Origin of the sequence: Aliivibrio sp. 1S128 (genome assembly GCF_001691065.1) — a bacterium.
Classification (GTDB): domain Bacteria; phylum Pseudomonadota; class Gammaproteobacteria; order Enterobacterales; family Vibrionaceae; genus Aliivibrio.
In genome coordinates this window covers 192,902-210,709 of sequence record NZ_MAJV01000025.1, presented here as the reverse complement: position 1 = coordinate 210,709, position 17,808 = coordinate 192,902, and the positions used below count along the sequence as shown (strand labels likewise).

Here is a 17,808-nt window from a genome sequence, read left to right as displayed (position 1 = left end):
AGCCTTGCTCTTCGTATCTGACTTAAGTACTTAATATACTCTTACAGTGGCGCGCCCGTTACGGACTTTCACCGTATTCCGAAGATGCGGTATTGTACTTCGCTGTCGCTATATATTCTATCTTTATACCTTGAAAGCATTTGTTTTCTTAGCGTTAAGCAATGGTAATAGAAGCCATTTTTTTCTATAGTAACCCTATATAGGATGTTTTATTTAAAGGATTAAAAATGAAATACTCGTTGCTGTTTCTGATAGCCATGTTCACTTCTGCTAGTTTTGCAAATACAGAAGAACCCGTCACCACTCAACCTCTTGTGACGATTAACGCCATGATTGATATCAAAGGCATTGAGCAATCTGCCGAACAAGGCGCACAAGCAATGCTAAAAATGGCTGACTCTCTTGAGCTCATCGCACAAAATAGAAACCTCACTCCAGAGCAACAACAAAACATTCATAAAACAATAGAAAACATCAATAACCTTGTCGATGTTTCATCTGATTCACTTCAATCGTTACCCACTTTTTTAAAAGAATCAAAAGAAACCCTTTCTACAACCAGTGCACAATTTTTTGATGACCTAACTTTTAAAGTCATTTTATTACTCGCTATCGTTGTCCTTGCCTTGGTCGCGATTATTGCCTGCTTCTATTGGTTTATTCTTCGCCCGTTACAAAATACCTTATTACAAGCGACTACCAATATTTCAACCATGGCAAAAGCAATCGAAAATTCAGCCCTATCTCTTGAAATGACGAATAAAAATCACGACAACATTTTACAGCTACTAAGCCAAGAAAAGGATAATCAATCCTAGATAATACGTGATAAAGTACGTTCACTCTTTATTGATAACTAAGTGATTTAATTATGGCACTAAAAGCATCTGGTGTGGTTGGTGAGCTTTCATACCCTTTTATTTTTGAAGACAGTCCACTGTGTGATTTTGAGATCCTAACCGATGAGCTATGTGCCTATACTGGTTTAGCACTTTCTCAAATCACTCACGTTCAAGTAAGAGGATCTCTAGAGCGTTTACAGCCAAAGATCTTTCATTTAAATGGGTCAATTCGTGGTAAATGCGGTATTTTTGAAGAAGACGTACAAGAACTGCTCGCTGAAATGATCGCGTTTAAAAAACAAGTTGAAGATAAAGGAAAACGCTTTGTTCTTCCAAGAGGAACCGGTCCCGTAATTCAACTGCACCAATGTCGTAGCTTAAGTAAAAAAGTGGTTCGTACTTTGGTTCAAATAGATAAATTAACCACAAAAAAGATACCAGAAACCCTACCTCGTTTTGCCAATGTACTCGCTAACTACTATTTCGTGCTAACACGCGTATTAAACCAAGAAGCTGGAATAGAAGAGCCTGAATACGTCAGTATTAATTATCCTATGCCACCGAAAATTTAATCAAATGATTAATTTCAACATATTTTTTGTCAACCTAATATAATAAATAAAATATGCAATAAATATACACAACCGTTATTAACAATGAAATCAATAGCCAATATTGTTACAGTTGTACCAACGCTGTAACAACCTTTCAGTTATTTAAACATTCCTTACCACGATTATAATTTTTGATGCTATTTCCGATTCTAAAATATTGATATAAATGCTTATTGAGTGGTAAAGTCTCCCTTTATAGTTTCCTTGTACAATTTAGTGATGTCTCATTCATAATGACCTATATACCACTACCTTATTTTTATATTTATAAGTGAATAGAATAATGAAATTAAATAAGCCTAATAAATACCTTTTTTGGCCTAACTTTCTTCTTTTGTCCTTATTGATGTTTATCATCCTACTTTCTGTATTCTATTTTTATAAATACTCTGAAAATGAAACATCTCTTAATAAAATAAAGTATGAACAAAAAGCCGTTGTTGCTGCTCAGAAAAAATATATTTCAATGACATTAAATAGTATTGGGCAAGACCTTTTATTACTATCTGACTTTATCGAAATTAACCAAGCTTATGACAAAAATAATAAAGAAATGACCGAATTGGCCGAGTTAAATGCAATGGCCCTCAGTTTGCGTAAAGGTCTTTATGATCAACTTCGTTACCTTGATTTAAAAGGAAACGAAATCATCCGTATTAACTATAATAATGGCGTTCCATCTGTTGTTCCAAAGGAGCAACTTCAAAATAAAGCAGACCGTTATTATTTCAAAGACAGCTTAAAATTACACGATAGCGATGTCTATATATCCATTCTTGATTTAAACATTGAACACAATAAAATTGAGCTTCCACATAAACCGATGATAAGGTTGAGCACACCTGTATACGATAAAAACGGTCATAAACGTGGCATTGTGATTCTTAACTATTTAGCAAAACATCTTCTTGATGGCTTAAAAATATTTAATCTAAATAACAAAGACCATCACATGTTAATAAATAGTAATAATTACTTCCTATTTTATGACAAAAGACCAGAACTTGAATTTGGGTTTATGTTCCCTACACGTAAAAATCAAACGTTTTCAGATATTTTCCCCAAAGAATTTAATTGTGTAAACACACACAAAAAGGGGCAGTTCGCTCTAGACTCCGGGGTATTAACGTTTGATTCTGTTTTCTCTTACCCTAAGAATCTTGATTCATTCAAAGACATTCATATTATAAAAAATGATACGTGCTGGCGTTTAATTACGTACTCTCCGTATTCAAACCAGTGGCCATTAGAAAAAACATCGACCAATGATATCTATATTTTAATCAGCATGGTCTTCTTTTCATTCTCAATGTCCTATGTTATCGCTCGATTGCAGCTTAAAAAGAGCATAGATCATAATGAAATAAGAAAACTGGCTCACCATGATAGTTTAACGGGGCTGATTAACCGTGGATATTTCAAAAAACTATTCCATTGGAAAATACAAGATGCACGGCGTACAGGTTCAAAATTAGCGTTAATCTATATAGATCTTGATGGGTTCAAAGATTTAAATGACAGCTTTGGCCACAGTGTTGGTGATCTCGCATTAAAAGCGGTCTCTAAAAACCTAGAATATGCATTCTCCATTAATGCTTATGTTTCTCGTATTGGCGGTGATGAGTTTGCCATACTTATTTATAATGTAGAAGATACAAAAGACATCATTTCACAAGTTGAGGCCTATTTATATTTATCTCACCAACCATTAAAACTTGATGGCGAACAACATATGTTGAACACCAGTATCGGTGTTGCTTTCTATCCTGAACATGGCTCAAATATCAACGACTTAATGCATAACGCCGATGAAGCGATGTACTACATTAAGCGTTCAGGTAAAAATGGATATCAAGTATTTAGCCGATAAACATCCGTTACACCCATACCCTATTAGTATGGGTGTAACGATACAAGCGCCAGCAAAATAGGAACACCGCACCATACAACAAACTTGACCCTAACATGACTAAATCCCACCCTCCATGCTGCCAACAATACGTTAAATAAAAACCACCCAAACTGCCACTAATATAATAATGAACAAGATATAAAGCCGTTGCTGTTGATTTAGCATTATCCGCCTGCTGACTCACCCAGCCATACGCTAATGAATGCGTAAAAAACGAACCAAAGCTTAATATATTTAAGCCTATCAAAATGACAACTAAAGAATCACTGCTTGCTACCAGCATTCCTAATAAACTAATCAACGTACCAAAAAACATACCTAGCACAGGGGTAAAGTGGTGATTCCATATTCCCACTAAACGAGAACTAACCGTACCAGAGAGATAACATAAGAAGATCATTGAAGCGATGCTAATGGGTAAAAAATAAGGTTCACTCACTAATCGAAAACCCGTTACAGTGTACAAATTGACAAACAGAGCAAAATTAACACCACCAATAAGCATCGCAAAAAATATCTTCTTGTTTCTTAAATGCTGAAAAATAATTCTATGATATTGAGATAATGATGCACTCGGCACGCTAGGTTGTTCTTGTTTCGGTAATACTAAAGCCACGACAATCGCCCCAATCAAACTAAGTATTGCCATGCAAACCACCGCCGTTTGCCAATCAAAATGATCCGTAAGCATACCGCCAAAAATACGCCCAGAGATCCCACCTAATGAATTAGCACTAATGTAAGCCCCAATAGCATGACTAAACGCTTTAGCTGAAAACTCTTCAGCCATATAAGCGACAGCCACCGCAGTAAAACCAGCTAACGCCATGCCCATTAACCCACGACTAATTATCAATAGCGTTAAATCATCAGTCAGTAAGGACGTTAATCCAATAGCAGGTAATAAAAAAAGGCTGATAAAAAGAACTTTACGACGGCCTATTATTTCCGATGTAATAGCCCAAGGAAGTAACATTAAGGCTAAAGTAAATGTCCCTGCGGCTAATAACCAATTAATCTGTGTTGCAGACACCGAGAAATGCAATGCTAATACTGGCAACATTGGTTGGAACAAGTACAAATTACAAAAAACTAAAAATGAGCCGAATGCTAATGCGGCACTTACTTGGTAATAGGCTTTACTACGAAACTCAATCATCTCAGTGATCATCATCAGGAAAACAATACCAAAACAGTAGCAAGTTCATTGAAATAATGAAAATATATAATAATTATCGATTTGATAGTTTTTAGTTATGGTGATTAATTCATGGATACACGATTATTGAAATACTTTGTCGCAGTTGCAGAGCATAAAAACATCACTCACGCTGCTCATTCCCTCCATATTGCTCAGCCAGCACTAAGCGTTGCCATCAAAAAGTTAGAAAACGAATTAGAACTCGATTTGTTCCGCCGTAATGATCGAAAGATAGCGTTAACTCATGAAGGTGAAACGTTGCTCATTCACGCTAAGCTCATTCTTCAACAATTGGATGATGCGACCCTTGCCATGAAGGAATTAAGAGGATTAGAAAAAGGCGAAGTTCGATTGGGGGTACCTAGCATAATGGGAACCTATTACTTTCCAGATGTACTGATGGCCTTTAAAAGCCGATACCCAAAATTAAAACTCACCATGGTAGAAGCAGGGGCTCAATCAATTCAAAAAATGTTACTTGATGGGGAGATAGATCTTGGGATTACTCAAGTAAGAAACTTACCTGACGCCCTTGATTCTGACCATTTATTACGATCTCAAATGGTTGCAGTGGTGAGTCCTGAACATGAATTTGCAACAAAAGAAACGCTGTCATTTAAAGCGTTTTTCTCTCAAGAATTAGTCATGTTTAAACAAGGGTATTTTCATAGAGAAAGGTTAGATGCCATTTGCCAACAACAGAAACTGACCGCTAATTTCTCTTTTGAAACCAACCTATTACCAGTAATACTGAAAATTGTAAAACGAGACTTTGCCATTAGTGCCTTGTTAGAACTGGCCACCGAGAACGAGCCCGATATTGTCTCTATTCCTTTTAGTGATCCTATTTTTCTTGATATTTCGATTGCATGGAGAAAGAACGGTTACCTATCTAAAGCCGACAGAACCTTCTTAGACTTTGTGAAACAAAACCACTAGTACTACCCCAAGAAGCACGAAAAGTTCCCTAAATTAACACCTCATAAATGAAAATTATGACTACCAAATTCGATACTGACATTACTAAAAATAAGTGGAATATTGAATACCAGCTTAGCTTTAAACATCAAAATAATAAAAATGATGAGAGCGATATAAGCCAAAACCATAGCCGTTCATATGAAATGTTAGCGAAAAATGAGGTACCACTATGAAGAAATATATTCCTGTTCTACTTGCTCTAAGTGCAGTGTCTGGTGCCAGTTACGCAGCAACAGCACCAAAAGACAGTACTGTTGATTATTTACAAATGCGTAATGGCGTAGCTTATCAAGTTAACCAAGAAAGCCCATACACAGGGGCATTCGTTCAAAAATACGATAATGGACAAATCTCAACTAAAGCACAATTCAATAAAGGCTTAGAGATTGGTACTGAAAGTAATTGGTATCCAAACGGTCAAATGGCGTCGACTCTTAATTACAAAGACGGCAAATTAAATGGCCACATGCAGACTTGGTATGCTAATGGTCAAAAGAAAACTGAATTTACTTATAAGAATAATCAGCTAGATGGTCAGGCAACTCGTTGGTATGACAATGGCGAGAAAAACTTAACCATCAGCTATGATGACGGCCAAAAAGACGGTCAATACACTAGCTACTATGCTAACGGAAAAAAAGCGACCCAAGCCAATTATGATAACGGTAAAATTAAAGATGGTTCAGTCACTCATTGGAATAATAACGGCGATAAAGTAGAACAATTGACGTTCAAAAATCAAAAGATTGTTTCAGAGCAAACATGGTTACCTGAGAGTTAATACCTAGCTACCTAGTAACGAATAACTTTATAAAAGCCCTTACGCGTATCATGCTAAGGGCTTTACTTTATCTACTTCGTTATAGGAAACGAGATAAAATATCACGACGCCCTGCTGAAGAAGTAACCATCATCTTTTGATCAAAATCATAATTATTGATAAAGGGATAAATACTACCTATTTTGGGGTATTTTATACCTTTTAACCACCTTGTTTATACTGAAAAATCCTCCTGATATTTTAGTATGGACAATAAAACCGCATGATAAACAGTAAATGGCTTGAGCTTTACCTGTATATACATAGCCACATTGATGATCTCCCAACAGAAAAACTCATGGAAGAGCAGCTGAACGATAAGCTTATGTTTCTGAGTGCCCAATTTCTCGATAAGAAGAAGCAAGATAAAAACCAAATTGATTGGCTAGAACATGAGGCATTCACTCTCGTATTAAGTGATGTACTTCAAAAGACGTCATTTACTTCATCCACACTCAGTTTTCTATTTGAAACCTTAATGGCTGCACAGCTATGCCAATTAGCTATGTCGATGATCAATCATCATAAAAAAGTCTTACCTGAAGAGGATTTCAAAACAAAATGTGGTTTAGTTTACCAACAGCTCGGTGATTATGATCTAGCTAAAGCAATTTTTGAAGAAGTGCTTACGCTCAATAACACCAATCCAATGACACATTGCCATCTTGGTTTTACCCACCTTTATCTCGGTAATATGGAGCAGGCGGTAGACTGTTTTGAAGAGAGTATTGAGATAGCACCCGATTTTGTCGGTGGTTATCAAAATCTATCTGGTCTGTATTATCAAGAAGGTAATTTCCTTCAAGCAGTAACCTATGCAGAACAAGCTCACCTTTTAGATAAAAAACTCATTTCAACTTACATCACTGCGATCAGTAGTTATTTAGCCTTAGGTGAAAAAACTAAGGCTGAACAATGGATAACGGCAGCCTTTGATAATGAAGTCGTCTCTATGGAATTAGTCCGCCTTGCTGGGATCTCAGCTCATCAAAATGGACGTTGTGAAGAAGCCATTGAAGCACTAGACCATTATCTATCGGTCAATCCTTCTTGTTTCGATGTCCTTAATATTCGAGCTCATGCTAAAGCAGACATTAAAGACTACACCAAATTAGAACCAGATCTTAAACAATTGCTTGTATTTGAACCTCATGATGAATGGTCATTAGAACAGTTGTTCCTTTGTTACTTTCATACCGAACAATGGAGCAATGCACAAATTATTATGGTTGAGCTAAACAAGCTATCTGCCCATTTCAAAATTACTCATCGAGAGCTACTCAATACAATGAATAAAAAATTGAGCCTCGATATTCTCGAATTAAGTTAACCATTGGAGCTATTGTGAAACAACACAATCACCAAGAAATCGCGAGCACTTCTCGCCGCGACTTTCTAAAATTAGGCGGCATTGCTGCCGCAACCGTAACGGTAGGGGCCGCCGCAGGAGCGGGCTTTGTATTAGGACGAGATCCTGATGCAAACGTCGGTTATGGACGCACAGAAGCCGGCAAAGATATGTTCTTTAACCGTGAGTCATTTCGTGTCGATGTCGCACCAACGATGGAAGTAGCTTCAGAACTCATCCGTCCTGAATGGGGAGACTTCTTATTCCATCGAACTCGCGTACTTGGCGCAGAAATGAAAAATGGTTGGATCCCAACCCAAGATTGGCGCGATATTCCACACGATGGTGTACGCGAATATTACTCACGCTATCCAGAGCGTTGGGCTGATATGTATCAATCATTTGAAGAAAAAGCAGAACACGCTCAAAATTTTGAAAAGCATCGTGATCGCTTTGCCTTAGGTTGGGCTTATTCAGCCGCTTATATGCGTGGTGTTTATAGTGATTTCCCACCAAAACCACAAGGCCACCCAGACGAGGTTGATTTCCAATGGGTTAAACGTGAAAAACAGGAATTTAAGTCACCAAAACACGCCGCTGATTTGATCAAGAAAATGGCCTTCAAATTTGGCATGAGTGTGGTTGGTATTACAAAACTAGACCCGAATTTTGTATTCAAAAATACCATGCGTGGAATGCCAGATTGGGATGACAGTATCCCTAAACATTGGAAAAACGTCATCATTTTTGGAACACCAATGAACTGGGATCCAATGTATGCTGCTATTGGTTATTCGACCTCATACGACGGTTACTTCCGTGCAAAAAACGCCTCAGGTTTGATGGCTGCTTACCTTGGTGAGCTCGGTTATGCGGCTCGTCCACAATGGCCGGGATCTGATTATGAGATCGTAGTCCCCCCTCTGGCAATTCAAGCTGGTATGGGCGAAGCCGCTCGTAATGGTATTTTATTAACCCCAGAATTAGGCCCAAACATTCGCCTTGCTGCCGTTATCACTGAACTCGATATGGAAGCGGATAAACCGATTGATACCAAGGTGAAACACTTCTGTGAAGAGTGCAAAATCTGTGCAGATTCTTGTCCAAGCGGTTCAATCAGTAAAGCCGATAAACCAGATGCTATCGTGCGCGGTTATCGTAAATTTGAATTTAACCAAGACAGCTGCTGGACAATGTGGCGTCAAGGCCCAACCGAAAGTGCAATGGGTTGCCGAGTCTGTATTGCCGTGTGTCCATACACTCGTAAGAACAACTGGATTCATGCATTAGTGAAAGAAGCCGATCCTAGAGATCCAACTGGATTAACTCGTAAAACCTTACTCGCAATGCAACACAATTTCTTCTATTACCCAGAAGCAGAAGCCTATCACGGTGACTGGAATGGTGGCCGCTTTGCAGGTTATCACCAACCGCCAGAATGGATGCGAAGTGAAAACTATCTCAAGGTTGAAAAGACATGGGATTACGATGGTAACTGGGAGGGTTTCTAATGTTTCCACAATCTACGGTACTCGATCCACTTTTTTGGATGGCATTAGGCGCACTGCAAGTTTGGGTATTTGCAGGAGCAAACCAATGGGCAAAACATTTTAATCTCGGAATGACAGGGTGGAAATGGGCGTTAGTTGGCGGTTGGTGGGCATCCATTATCTTAACTATTGCTGGCGCATTTACCTTACTTGGCGAAAATGAAGGATTAGCAGGTTGGTATTTCTTAGGATTTGCAGGGACAGGGTTAATCATCGCAGGGGCAGTTTTACTTCGTATTTTAGTTGCATTAAAGCCTAAGATGTAAAGTCATCACTCTGAAATATATATAATTTAATTATTAAAAGGAATAAGCCACAAGCACTAATACGCATTGTGGCTTATCATTTATATGGCAAAACAAACCTCATCGAAGAGAAATAAAAATCGCGATAAAATCCTTAGTATATCGTCGATATTACTCTTACTTTTATCATGGTTTCTTGGTGGATTACGCGTTAACCATTCTCAATCCCAGTTCTTTGAACATATCACAGAAAAAGGAGAGAAAATTGTTGAGGTTACCCCTCTGTTATTCAAAATAATCTCTAACAATACAACGGATGATAAGCTCATAAAGTGGGTTAGCTTTGGCTCTGGTATTGGCTATGGGGGGGAATTAACCGTGGGTAGTGTTTTTCTTCCTGATGGAACAATACAAAGCCTCGCTCTACTGTCTTCTAAAGAAACATCATCGTATTTTGACAAAGTAGTAGAAGAGAAACTACCAGAGGAATTACTCGGTAATTCTATTGAACATTTATTAGAATTTGATGCCATTTCAGGCGCGACACTCACATCACAAGCTTATGTTCACGCGGTAAATCAATCCGCTGACCTTATTCGTGAACAATTGTATGGAAAACGCTTGGTCAGTAAATCTTCTGTTTTAGATTATGTAAAATGGTTAGATTTTGCAGCCGTCGTCTTTTTTATTAGTGCCGTGTGGATTAACCGTTCTCGGTCTGCTTATAAAGCCAAATTTAACGCAGGGCTACTCTTTGGTTCAACCATTCTATTTGGTTTTCATTCAGCCTCGTTATATTCCTCATCCACGATGGGAGGCTTGCTTTTCGGTTCATGGATATCTGGTGTCGCCAATTATACACCGTTTATTTTATTGATATTAAGTGTCGGTTATATCCTCTATTACAATCGTAATATTTATTGTCAGAGTTTATGCCCTTTTGGTGCAGTACAACAATGTTTAGCGAAAGTTGGCAACGCAAAATCCGCCCCTATTCGCCATCAATTTTTTATTTGGTTTCCAAGAGTTTTATTACTAACCACGCTGTGTATGGGCGCGTATTTTAGAAGCCCAGCAGAGTTTATTTATGAACCTTTTGGCATTGCATTTGGCATGATTGGAGGAATGTATTTATTTGTTTTAACCGTTATGATCTTACTTACATCGTTAGTGGTTCGTCGTCCATGGTGCCAAAGTTTATGCCCTATCAACGCGATGACAGATTTTATTGTCTTTAATAAAAACTGGGTAAAACAAATACGAAATAACGCAACAAAAAAACATAAGTCCTCCAAAAAAGAGAAAGGAGAATAGCAATGAGAAAACATATTTCACTGGTATTTTTTATTCTGTCTTCTGTTGTGATTTTACTTCAGTTAACGTTAAGTTTTATGGCTCTCTCAAGCGAACAGAGTCATAATCAATTGCTGCATACAGTAACAAGCCAAACAAAGAAAATTATCGTTCCAGAAAAGGCTAAGCCTAAGATAGATTTCAAGAAAATGGCCGAAGATATGTCACACGAGAAATACTGAAATCAACGCTTTAATGTAAACTTCAGTATATGACATTATTTAAATGGAGATTAGAAGCCCGCTTTTAATCTCACTTTTTTGAGCTACCTATGAACGACAAATGCATTCCTATCGAACGCTTACGATCTGATACGGCATTAGCAAATCCGTATATTTTCCGAATTTCTGAGCTGTATGATTTAAGAGGAATTGATGACGTTTCTCAACCTCACCGTCTTAATTTTAGTGCCTTAATTTACGTATCAAAAGGCGAAGGTTTTCATTATATTGACCATAAAAGACACATTATTCGAGCAGGTACTTTACTCACATTAGGCAAGAACCAAGTCCATTCGTTTGCTAAAGAGCGCACGGTTGATGGTTATGTTTTACCTTTCAATTGTACTTTTTTATCTTGTGGTAAAAATGACCCTTATTTTGATTTAATGATCATGGCATTAGGACACCTTAACTGGATTGATAATATTGGTGATGATATCGGTTCACTATTTGAAACGATGGTAAAAGAGTTTACATCGACCTCTGAATTCAAAGCTGAAATTATTCGTAATTTATTGCGTTCAATCATGCTAAAAGTAGTTGTCCCTACGTTCCAAAGTGAGTTTAATCCCGTAAATCAAACCATTGGAAGTAATGATTTCTATCGTTTAAAAAACCATATTGAAACTCACTTTTATGATCGCCCTTCGGCAAGTGACATCGCGCTAGCGTTAGGAAAAAGCGTGAAGCAATTAGATAAATTGGCAAAAGATAATTCAGGAGAAAGCGTAAAAGAACTTGTCGATGACCGAGTTCTTCTTGAAACCAAGCGTTTACTGGCCTTTAGCCAACATTCGATCTCAGAAATTGCGACTCAACTGAGATTTAATGAAGCCACAAATATGACTAAATTTTTCAAACGCCACACTGATGTCAGTCCAAAAGATTTCCGTCAATTATGTCGAATGGGGTTACATCAAAAATAACTGTCTATTTATTCAAACAACCCCTTCATTTCAGCCTAACGAAATGCAGGGGTTGTGGCTTTGAGATTTCTATTTAACGTGTTCAGTTTCTACATCTTCATGTTTGTATGCGATAAAACCATACATAGTCCAACCAAAGAAAGTAACAATAGAACCCCACATCATTGCGTCATAACCCGCCCCATAAAGAGCATAGAAACTATATACCGCAGCAACTACCGCAATAAAATTCGTTTTACTCATCTCTTTTTTACTAACATGAGCGAATTTTTGCATGATAAAAATAGCTGCCATACATAAAATATAAGGCACTACGTTAGTCACTACCGCTAAGTTCACTAGCGATTCAAATTGTTCATTTAACGTTGGACTGATTGTCATTAACGACAGTACCGTTTGAATTACCGTAATAATGACCATTCCTTTTACTGGTGTTCCTCGTTGATCAATCTCAGAGAATACCTTTGGAAAGAAACCTTCATCAGCCGAGCTTTTAAACACAGAGGCGATAGTAAACTGCCACCCTAATAAAGAGCCTGTACATGCAATCACGGCTAAACCTGCCACCGCTTTACCAGCCCAAGAGCCAAGCATTACTTGCCATACCAAACTGAATGGCGCGGTTGATGCGGCTAATGCACCATTCTCAACAATACCCGCACAAATGTTAGTAGATACTATATAAACCACAGCAGCAATTAACGTACCGCCAAGTACCGCGATAGGCACATTTTTCTCTGGATTTTCAACTGAATCACTGTTCGCACAAGCTGATTCTAACCCAAGGAATGCCCATAATGTCATCGCAATTGAGGCGCTCACCGCTTCACCAAATGGTAAGCTATGTGGGTTCCAAGAGTTAACGTACATCTCAGGGCTAAACCAGAACCAACCAATAATCCCTAAACTACATACCGGTAAAATTACCCCCCAAACGGTAAACGTACCAATCTGGCCTGTGACTTTTGCACCACCAAAGTTAGCCGCAGTACATAACCACAAAACTCCTATTGTAGCGATACAAGTTTGAATAGGTGTTAACGATATTTCAAAAAATGCTTGAGCATAACCAACTGAGGTAATGGCGATGGCGATGTTTGCTATTAGTAAAGATAGGCCATAAGTCCACCCCGCCATGAAAGCACCAGAATCACCAAAGGCATAAGAAGCTGTACATTTATGTCATTCTGTAAATATACAGTTGCATATTTTTACTTACTAATTTATATTCTAAAAAAAACAAATCATAGATGATTAAAAATTAGACATAATATTAATTGTATTTAAATATTATAGGAAGATAACTATGTATGATATTAATACCCACTATAAATTTATTGCTGCTCGATTTTTACTTGAATTAAATACAGCTTATCTATCAAAGCTATTTGGCGTTCCTTTATCAAAAATTAATAGAATGGAATCTAACACTTGCAACATACCAGCAGTCTATTCCTATGCTCTTAACAACTTGATTTCACATGAAGAAAATTCAGAGGGTATATATCAATCATTAGAAAATGATGATCTGGAAAGCTTTTGCCGAAAAATAGACAAAGCATCCAAAATAAGTAGGTTAAGTTGCTCTAAATGCCATTCAAGAAAACTGCATGTTATGAAAATAAAGGAAGGTATCTATTTTATCGAGTGCATGAAATGTAAAAAAACGATGTATTCAAGTAAAGATTCTGCCATAAGGTATTATTCATGGCAAAACAGAGGGGTTTATTTATCTCACTATTTATATACAAAAAAAGAAACGAAATACAGTAAGATTTAAATATGACATACACTTAATATAAAAGAAACTAATTTTATTAAAATAATTCAAACTCACAATTATATTAATAAAGAATAAAACCAACATTTACTTTTATACTATTATTGAATAGAAACATATTTAGTTTCTAATTTTTCTCACCATAATAATATCTATAATTATCACTCATAACGTATAAATTCCTTTTAGCCTTACCATTCACCTCATGAATCAATAGAACCTCCCATTGCCGGAAAGATGTTTTTAAATAGTCCTATCCTCAATAAAGAGACTTTCATCGCTGTTTTATTTATTTACACTCACCAATGAAAAGTAGATCAGTCTGAACATTACATTCAATTATATGAATTTATGTCATTTTCAACCTATATTTAAGATCTCGAAAGTAAAAATTAAAGTCAGGTACTCATCAATCCAACATAGGATTTAGGGTATTCAATTAAATTATAACTAAAGGAAGTGTTAACTTATGATGAGTTTAATCTTCTTGCTCCTACTCGTTGCAATGCTCTGCGCGTTTAGTGGCAAAAAAAGCACCAGTTACGTTTTATTTACCGCTTCAGTCATTATTGGCTTGTATTGGTTTCATCATCACGCGACAGATCCTCTGTCCATTTTACTGTAGGTGAATGTATGAACAGTAAAAACGTAACTTTACTCAATATTCTAGGCCTACTTGGCATTACCTTTGTTTTACTCATGGGTTCAGTCCTTCAGGTCGCTTGGAATGAATTACCTTGCCCACTTTGTCTTTTACAACGAGTTGGCTTTGTTATGGTGATGTTTGGCTTTATGCTAAACATTATTTACGGTACGCAACAACGGCATTACGGCGTAATATTGGTAGGTGCGTTGTTTGGGGCGGCAACCGCATTACGTCAAGTCTCTTTGCACGTAATTCCAGGAACGCCAGGATTTGGTAGCCCTATCTTAGGTATGCATTATTACACATGGGCATTTGTGATCTTTATGATGGCCATTGTTGGTGTGGCTGTACTACTCATGCTTTGGAATAATGAATGGTCATCTGAAGTCTATCAAATGGAAAGATTTGGTCGATTTGCCTGCATATTAGCAATTATTGCAGTATTGGTTAATGTACTTTCAACCTTTATTGAATGTGGCCCATATCAGTGCCCAGATAACCCTGTAAGCTATTGGTTGCTGGATATGTTTAGTCACTAGAAAACAATAAAAGAATGATTCCATTTTTAATGGTATGAAATTTATTTCATAAAAAACGGCACCTCTATAAAGAAGTGCCGTTTGATTATTTAATGACTGTTTCTACTGTATTTCTAGCGTAATTATTTAACGCTAGTTACTCGGCTAACACGCTCGCCAGTAAATGATGTTGAACGAATTTGAACATCACCCGTTACTTTTGGTTTGTTCGCATTATCGTATGCTGCCCATGTTTTACCACCATCTACAGAGTATTGTAGCGTTACTCCTGGGAATGAAATGTTCATGCTTAGTTCGCCGTTTGCAATTTCTGCACCTGGGATTGGTAGACGGTAATCAATACCCGCTCTTTCAAGCTTCGCTAATTCACGTTGACCCATAGTGTTGGCAAAGTTAGTCCAATCAGTAAGCTGTGCTTTCTTATTCACTAGGTTTGTATCTAGAGAGTATTTAACACCTGCTTTGTATTCATTTTCCCAAGACGCTTCATGCCATGCACGCTCTGCTGCTGCGATAACACGTGGGAATACCATGTACTCATATTGCTCATCAGTACGTACTGTTTCAGACCAAAGTTGCGCAGACAGACCGTAGAATGGTTTCTTCGGTGTTACTGTACCCGCACTTTCAAAGCCGTTACCGTCACGGTCAACTGATGTTTCCGCATTTTGAGGTAGGTTTTCTGGTGCAAAACCAAACATCTTACGTGTATCTGTTGCACGAGTTGCCCAGTAGTAGCCACGCTCTTTCGCGTCAACTTCGTATGGGAAATCCATGTAAACGTAATCTGGGTTAGAGATAACTACGTCGTAACCTTTTTCAGCCCACTCGTACGCTGAAGCACCACCGCCCCAGTATAGAGTATCCCAGAAGTTTGCACGTACCGATTCAGTTGCGAATGCATTAGCACCTTCAGAGTGTTTCAGACCATCCTGCCACGCTTGGAAGTGTGGAATGCCTTTCGCTGCAACAATTTTAGATACTTGCTCTGCAAAATGGCTTGGTAGGTGTTCGAAATCTGCAACTTCACCGCTTGCAATCAGAGACTGACACTGTGGAGATTTAGCAAATGGGAAGTCTTGTTTAGATAGGTCTAAATCACCTTTCCATGCGATTTTCTCTTCATCGTTGATGTCTTGGAAACCAGCGTGAAGTTTGATGTTTTTCGCTTCATCACCACCGAAGTGCCATGTTGATAAAGGAACACCAGCCGCTTTGTGCATTGCTGCAACTTCAGTGATTACTTTATCTACGAACGTTGCAGATGAATCTAAACATGGGTTGATGAAACTTTGTTTGTTGTAGAACTGAACCGTTGTTACGTTTGATTCGTCTTTTGGATCCATCAGACGGTATTGGTTTGCTTCTTCCATCTTGCCTTCAGCAGCAAGACGTGCGTAACGAGCTTCCATTGACATTACTGCTGCACGTGAGTGAGCTGGCATATCGATTTCTGGGATCACTTCAATGTTACGGTTTTTCGCGTACGTTAGGATCTCTAGATAATCTTCTGTTGTGAAGAAACCAGAACCAAAGTTATCTGAATCTGCACCTGAACCCAGTTGAGGCAATAGACAAGATGTTTCTGACTCATCAAAACAACGATTACTACCGATGTCAGTTAGCTCAGGAAGACCTGGAATTTCTAAACGCCAGCCTTCATCATCGGTTAGGTGAAGATGTAATTTGTTAAGTTTGTAGGCTGCCATTTGATCAACAGTTGCAAGAATCGCTTCTTTTGAGTGGAAGTTACGAGCAACATCAACCATTACGCCACGGTATTCAAAACGTGGGGCATCTTCTACGTTTAGAGTTGGGATTTCTGAGCTATCTAGGCTTACTAGTGCGAGTAGAGATTGAACACCGTAGAATGCGCCAGCTTCATCAAATGCAACAATCGTTGTTTTGCCTTCAGTGACATCTAGTGTGTATGCGCCAGATACGCCATCTTTAAATTGGCTCTTATCAACAGCTACAGATACTGGATAGTCACCCGCCGTCTCAAGGCCTAGAAGTTCAGCTCGTTGATTTAACGCAGCAAGTTGGTCAGTATCAATACCGTTTGCAGTAATAGAGATACCTTTTGCTAAATCAACCGTTTTGTTCGTTAGCGTTGTTTTTAAAGGTGTTGGAATAATATGAGAAGACGCATCTACTTCCGCTACGTCCGCATTTTTCTCAAAACGCGTATTTGCTGTTGCTGTTACGTTATTATCAGCAAGAGTACGTTTTAATTGAACACCGATGATTTCATCAACATAATCGCCAGTATTTTCAGTATCTAAAGAAATGATATTACGAGCTTCTGCACCTGGAGCTGTTACAAAGGCACCTGGCATAAAGTCAGTTTCAAATAACTGCCAGTATTCAGCAACCAGTGGAAGAACGACTTCTTCGCCTGCAGCAAAACCATCAAACTTATCTGTTGGTTCAAGTTTATGTAAATCACCCGTTACACGAGTAATTTTAAATTGGTCATTTTCAACATCTAGAATTAAACGAATGCTGTGGAAATAGATAGTCCAATCCGCTGAATCAACCGCTTCACCAGTGTTAGTAATGGTCATGTTTACTTTGTTACATGATGCCCATTCAGCTTGAAGTTCTTTACACGCAAGGCCATCATCAGCACCTTGGTTAGTGATCACTGTATAGTTAACATCTAGGTTTTCAGCCAGTTGATTAACCGTTGATTGCTCAGAAGAAGTAGAAGAACAAGCCGCTAAACTTGCCATAATAACAGTAGAAAGAAGAGTTCTTTTCAACATGATTCATTCCTAATAAATAAAGTAATTAAATTTCAAATCTGGAATTACAATACAAAAGTTTT

The 17,808-nt window shown here is 37.9% G+C and carries 16 protein-coding genes, 1 pseudogene and 1 riboswitch; of the genes and pseudogenes, 14 read left to right on the top strand and 3 right to left on the bottom strand.

Translation table 11 applies throughout. The features are described 5' to 3' along the window. Nucleotides 1–13 precede the first annotated feature (13 nt). Nucleotides 14–80, bottom strand: a riboswitch (cobalamin riboswitch). 147 nt (nt 81–227) lie between these two features. From A6E03_RS05285 to A6E03_RS05275, 3 genes are all read left to right on the top strand, one after another. Next, nucleotides 228–818 (top strand): hypothetical protein, encoded by a 591-nt coding sequence (locus A6E03_RS05285; protein ID WP_065600321.1) that lies wholly within the window; start codon nt 228–230, stop codon nt 816–818. A 53-nt stretch (nt 819–871) separates the two neighbouring features. Next, nucleotides 872–1,414, top strand: coding sequence for a cobalamin adenosyltransferase (locus A6E03_RS05280; RefSeq protein ID WP_065591909.1), 543 nt, complete (start codon nt 872–874; stop codon nt 1,412–1,414). Nucleotides 1,415–1,739: 325 nt separating this feature from the next. Next, nucleotides 1,740–3,326: a sensor domain-containing diguanylate cyclase gene (locus A6E03_RS05275; RefSeq protein WP_141677225.1), complete on the top strand. Its 1,587-nt coding sequence runs from the start codon at nt 1,740–1,742 to the stop codon at nt 3,324–3,326. Between the two features lie 7 nt (nt 3,327–3,333). Here A6E03_RS05275 and A6E03_RS05270 read toward each other — a convergent pair whose 3' ends face one another. Continuing rightward, a complete protein-coding gene (locus tag A6E03_RS05270; RefSeq protein ID WP_255310584.1) occupies nt 3,334–4,527 on the bottom strand; it encodes an MFS transporter in 1,194 nt (397 codons plus the stop codon). A 111-nt stretch (nt 4,528–4,638) separates the two neighbouring features. Here A6E03_RS05270 and A6E03_RS05265 point away from each other — a divergent pair, with 111 nt between their 5' ends. From A6E03_RS05265 to A6E03_RS05230, 8 genes are all read left to right on the top strand, one after another. After that, nucleotides 4,639–5,508, top strand: coding sequence for a LysR family transcriptional regulator (locus A6E03_RS05265; RefSeq protein ID WP_065591911.1), 870 nt, complete (start codon nt 4,639–4,641; stop codon nt 5,506–5,508). Nucleotides 5,509–5,719: 211 nt separating this feature from the next. Next, on the top strand, nt 5,720–6,331 hold the full coding sequence (locus A6E03_RS05260) for a toxin-antitoxin system YwqK family antitoxin (RefSeq protein ID WP_065600319.1): 612 nt from the start codon (nt 5,720–5,722) through the stop codon (nt 6,329–6,331). A 262-nt stretch (nt 6,332–6,593) separates the two neighbouring features. After that, a complete protein-coding gene (locus A6E03_RS05255; RefSeq protein ID WP_065600318.1) occupies nt 6,594–7,700 on the top strand; it encodes a tetratricopeptide repeat protein in 1,107 nt (368 codons plus the stop codon). A gap of 14 nt (nt 7,701–7,714) precedes the next feature. Continuing rightward, nucleotides 7,715–9,229 (top strand): 4Fe-4S dicluster domain-containing protein, encoded by a 1,515-nt coding sequence (locus A6E03_RS05250; protein WP_065591914.1) that lies wholly within the window; start codon nt 7,715–7,717, stop codon nt 9,227–9,229. Continuing rightward, the gene (locus A6E03_RS05245) at nt 9,229–9,534 is read left to right on the top strand and encodes a hypothetical protein (RefSeq protein WP_065600317.1); all 306 of its coding nucleotides are present in this window, start codon (nt 9,229–9,231) and stop codon (nt 9,532–9,534) included. Before A6E03_RS05250 ends, A6E03_RS05245 begins: the two co-directional genes overlap by 1 nt. An 84-nt stretch (nt 9,535–9,618) precedes the next feature. Beyond that, nucleotides 9,619–10,827: a 4Fe-4S binding protein gene (locus A6E03_RS05240; RefSeq protein WP_065600462.1), complete on the top strand. Its 1,209-nt coding sequence runs from the start codon at nt 9,619–9,621 to the stop codon at nt 10,825–10,827. Between the two features lie 2 nt (nt 10,828–10,829). After that, a complete protein-coding gene (locus A6E03_RS05235) occupies nt 10,830–11,048 on the top strand; it encodes a hypothetical protein (protein ID WP_065591916.1) in 219 nt (72 codons plus the stop codon). Between the two features lie 89 nt (nt 11,049–11,137). Continuing rightward, entirely contained in the window at nt 11,138–12,013 is an 876-nt protein-coding gene (locus A6E03_RS05230; protein WP_065600316.1) for an AraC family transcriptional regulator, read from the top strand. A 69-nt stretch (nt 12,014–12,082) separates the two neighbouring features. Here A6E03_RS05230 and potE read toward each other — a convergent pair. After that, a pseudogene (gene potE, locus A6E03_RS05225) lies at nt 12,083–13,183 on the bottom strand (putrescine-ornithine antiporter); the annotation flags it as partial. Nucleotides 13,184–13,319: 136 nt separating this feature from the next. Here potE and A6E03_RS05220 point away from each other — a divergent pair. The 3 genes from A6E03_RS05220 to A6E03_RS05215 all read left to right on the top strand — a co-directional run bounded on the left by A6E03_RS05220 (nt 13,320) and on the right by A6E03_RS05215 (nt 14,978). Continuing rightward, nucleotides 13,320–13,793: a hypothetical protein gene (locus A6E03_RS05220; protein WP_065591920.1), complete on the top strand. Its 474-nt coding sequence runs from the start codon at nt 13,320–13,322 to the stop codon at nt 13,791–13,793. Nucleotides 13,794–14,262: 469 nt separating this feature from the next. After that, nucleotides 14,263–14,418, top strand: a complete 156-nt coding sequence (locus tag A6E03_RS20200) for a DUF5993 family protein (RefSeq protein WP_176703452.1) — start codon at nt 14,263–14,265, stop codon at nt 14,416–14,418. A gap of 8 nt (nt 14,419–14,426) precedes the next feature. Next, nucleotides 14,427–14,978 carry a disulfide bond formation protein B gene (locus A6E03_RS05215; protein ID WP_065591921.1) on the top strand — a complete coding sequence of 184 codons (552 nt, stop codon included), beginning with the start codon at nt 14,427–14,429 and terminating at the stop codon, nt 14,976–14,978. 122 nt (nt 14,979–15,100) lie between these two features. On the opposite strand, the gene A6E03_RS05210 is transcribed toward A6E03_RS05215, so the two are convergent. Next, complete coding sequence (locus A6E03_RS05210; protein ID WP_065591922.1) at nt 15,101–17,746, bottom strand: beta-N-acetylhexosaminidase; 2,646 nt, start codon at nt 17,744–17,746, stop codon at nt 15,101–15,103. Nucleotides 17,747–17,808 lie beyond the last annotated feature (62 nt).

Bases quoted from the DNA above. Each gene is read 5' to 3' on its own strand.
- A6E03_RS05255 (WP_065600318.1), top strand. From the start codon at position 6,594: ATGATAAACAGTAAATGGCTTGAGCTTTACCTGTATATACATAGCCAC.
- A6E03_RS05280 (WP_065591909.1), top strand. From the start codon at position 872: ATGGCACTAAAAGCATCTGGTGTGGTTGGTGAGCTTTCATACCCTTTT.
- A6E03_RS05245 (WP_065600317.1), top strand. From the start codon at position 9,229: ATGTTTCCACAATCTACGGTACTCGATCCACTTTTTTGGATGGCATTA.
- A6E03_RS05285 (WP_065600321.1), top strand. From the start codon at position 228: ATGAAATACTCGTTGCTGTTTCTGATAGCCATGTTCACTTCTGCTAGT.
- A6E03_RS05265 (WP_065591911.1), top strand. From the start codon at position 4,639: ATGGATACACGATTATTGAAATACTTTGTCGCAGTTGCAGAGCATAAA.
- A6E03_RS05235 (WP_065591916.1), top strand. From the start codon at position 10,830: ATGAGAAAACATATTTCACTGGTATTTTTTATTCTGTCTTCTGTTGTG.
- A6E03_RS05270 (WP_255310584.1), bottom strand. From the start codon at position 4,527: ATGATTGAGTTTCGTAGTAAAGCCTATTACCAAGTAAGTGCCGCATTA.
- A6E03_RS05275 (WP_141677225.1), top strand. From the start codon at position 1,740: ATGAAATTAAATAAGCCTAATAAATACCTTTTTTGGCCTAACTTTCTT.
- A6E03_RS05240 (WP_065600462.1), top strand. From the start codon at position 9,619: ATGGCAAAACAAACCTCATCGAAGAGAAATAAAAATCGCGATAAAATC.
- A6E03_RS05260 (WP_065600319.1), top strand. From the start codon at position 5,720: ATGAAGAAATATATTCCTGTTCTACTTGCTCTAAGTGCAGTGTCTGGT.
- A6E03_RS20200 (WP_176703452.1), top strand. From the start codon at position 14,263: ATGATGAGTTTAATCTTCTTGCTCCTACTCGTTGCAATGCTCTGCGCG.
- A6E03_RS05210 (WP_065591922.1), bottom strand. From the start codon at position 17,746: ATGTTGAAAAGAACTCTTCTTTCTACTGTTATTATGGCAAGTTTAGCG.
- A6E03_RS05220 (WP_065591920.1), top strand. From the start codon at position 13,320: ATGTATGATATTAATACCCACTATAAATTTATTGCTGCTCGATTTTTA.
- A6E03_RS05230 (WP_065600316.1), top strand. From the start codon at position 11,138: ATGAACGACAAATGCATTCCTATCGAACGCTTACGATCTGATACGGCA.
- A6E03_RS05215 (WP_065591921.1), top strand. From the start codon at position 14,427: ATGAACAGTAAAAACGTAACTTTACTCAATATTCTAGGCCTACTTGGC.